Source organism: Capnocytophaga sp. oral taxon 329 str. F0087, assembly GCF_000213295.2.
GTDB lineage: Bacteria > Bacteroidota > Bacteroidia > Flavobacteriales > Flavobacteriaceae > Capnocytophaga > Capnocytophaga leadbetteri_A.
In genome coordinates, this window is record NZ_KN390017.1 from 23,251 (window position 1) to 25,733 (window position 2,483).

2 protein-coding genes and 1 pseudogene are annotated in these 2,483 nt (G+C 32.1%); 2 read left to right on the top strand and 1 reads right to left on the bottom strand.

The features are described from left to right. Window positions 1-578: 578 nt before the first annotated feature. A complete protein-coding gene (locus HMPREF9074_RS08075) occupies window positions 579-1,178 on the top strand; it encodes a toxin-antitoxin system YwqK family antitoxin (RefSeq protein ID WP_155846673.1) in 600 nt (199 codons plus the stop codon). 43 nt (window positions 1,179-1,221) lie between these two features. Here HMPREF9074_RS08075 and HMPREF9074_RS08080 read toward each other — a convergent pair. Beyond that, window positions 1,222-1,680 (bottom strand): annotated as a pseudogene (locus HMPREF9074_RS08080) (conjugal transfer protein TraG); the annotation flags it as partial. 52 nt (window positions 1,681-1,732) lie between these two features. Between HMPREF9074_RS08080 and HMPREF9074_RS08085 the strand changes: the two are divergent. Beyond that, the coding region (locus tag HMPREF9074_RS08085) for a hypothetical protein (protein WP_034540222.1) at window positions 1,733-2,483 on the top strand (751 nt) is incomplete at its 3' end.

Consider the following 2,483-nt stretch of genomic DNA (forward strand, 5'->3'; position numbering starts at 1 on the left):
TTACATAATCTGTATTTTTAAAATAAAATAAAAATATAGAAAAAATACATACTATGATTATTATACTATTTTTTTTCATAATAAACGTGTTTAAACTTTTTTGAGGAACTTGGAGATAAACCCTAATAAAAGCATTCCAATCCAAGTTACATCAAGATACTCGTATCTCATTATCAAACCTTTATATCCGTCAAGCCAACCATTTGCTTGTTCAATTTTAAACCTATTTTTGTACAATTCTTTATCAAAATAAACATCTGGTTGCTCTCCATTTCGGGGATTAGGCTCTTTTTACTACACTTAAAAAGGGAATAATCCAATTATTTATTGTATCTTTGCCCAAAGTTCCTGAATTTTGGCGTTCTTTTTTTTTTCAAACACAAAATTACTAATTTTCGGGAACTTTTACTTTATTATAGAAATAAGTTTAAACAGCTTGATAATAAAAGAATCTCTTTTACTCAATGGCAAATAAAAATTATGCAGAATGAAGTTGAAAAATATTACAATGATAAGGAATAAAATAATATACATTGGTTGTTTATTTATATTTTTTATGGAGGGATATGCTCAAAAAATTGAACCTATTCCTTATAATTATCATTTATATAAAAAAAATAGATTCATCAGATGTAGTAAGCCCTTTTGATGAAATAGAAATTGCCTCTTTTGTAAAGAGGCATAAAATAAATAAAAAAGGGCAAATTTTAGAAATCCGTTTGGATGATAAACCTCAATATATAATTGAACATAATATTTCTCTTTTAAATAATTATTTTTCTAAAAAAGTAACGATTGGATTAGAAAAAGTAACAATCTTAAATGGTTATTCTGTAGAATATGAAGTGTTCTATTATCAAAAAGACAAAAGGTTAACACTGAAAAAAATAAGCTATAAAAAAGGGACGATAAATGGGGTATATATAACAAAAGATATGAACGACAATCTTTTATATAAAACCCAATTTACAGATGGTTCTGGTTACTGGAAAGATTTTTATTATGAAAGTGGAAATATAAAAGAAGAAGGCAAAGTAGAGAACAATTGCAAGGTAGGAGAGTGGAAATACTACAACAAAAATGGCACTATTGATAGCCTAAAAATCTATTCTATAAAAGATAGTGTAGATGTCCGCTTTCCTCATTGCTTATTTAATAAAAATGAACCTTGCTATTGAGAGAATATGACCATCCAAATTTTAAGCGGATAGCCTTTTTTGTTTATTCTCCCTCTTTCTTCACCAAATGCCTCAGTTCAGGGTCATTGGCGATACGTTCTTTCTCGCGTTCAATGATTTCAATGACATCTAACTTTATCTGGCGATAATTGGCTTCTACCTGTTCTTTGGTAGTATCGTTGCCATTAGCATCAGTAAAGGAGAGGACTTCGGGGATTTTCTGGTAGGCTTTGGTCTCAGCAGCTACTTTCTTGTTATCTACTATAATCTGAGCGTGGAATATCTTCTGGTCTATGCGCTCATCAAAGTTGTCAGAGACTGCTCCAACGAACATTTCTTGAGTGAGGTTGGCAATCTTGCTGGCAGGGATAAGACTGTCTAACTGCGTAGATATAGAAGTAGAAGTATCATTGCGGTTGATAGTCATTGACTGCCGCTTTTGCAGTACTTTTCCAAACCGCTCTGAGAGTGTTTTTGCTGTCTCCCCCTGCTGGCGCGAACTTATAGCTCGTGCCTACTATATTTGCCGTGCAATATATTAAATTTTAACGCATATGAAACAGTTATTAAAAAAAATGGGAGCTATACTGCTCATTGCCTTTTCAGTAAGTTCTTGTACAAGAGCTTTTATTACTTTCTACAACAAAAAAGACCCTATGAAGAAAAAAAGCGTATGGGTAAAAGAAGAGCGCGAAATTATCCATATCCCGATGATTCACGTCGCAAGGCAAGAATATTACGACAAAGTAAAACAGTTTATAACTGAAAAACGCCAACAAGGATATGCTATCTACTACGAAGGCGTAGTAACAGGAGGAGAAACTAAGCAAGAACAAGATACTATTATGATGAAAGTACGCAAAATATTATGCATAAATATCTCTGGTGGCTATGATGACGAAAAAAATAAATCTACCCCCAAGTTTTATAAGAAGTTTGTAGCGCAGACTAAAGAAAATACTGGTATTATAGAAGGTGATACCCGCGCTGATACTAATTTTAAAGACCTTATACACCTTATAGAAACCGAAGAGAAAGTAAAGATTGCCTTAGATAGTTGCGATTATGCTACGCCTATGAATGCTAAGTATACTTGTGCCAACTACAAACAATACAAATACTTATTAACGCGCCATTATAGAGATGAATATTTATTTGATTTCATCAAAAAATCTACTGATAAAAAAATTATATTGCTGTATGGAGAAGCTCATAAGTGGAATCTATACCCCCTCTTAAGAAAAGATGGCTTTATACTAAAAGAAGGTAATCGCAGCACTATGAAAATATATGGAGGCGATACCA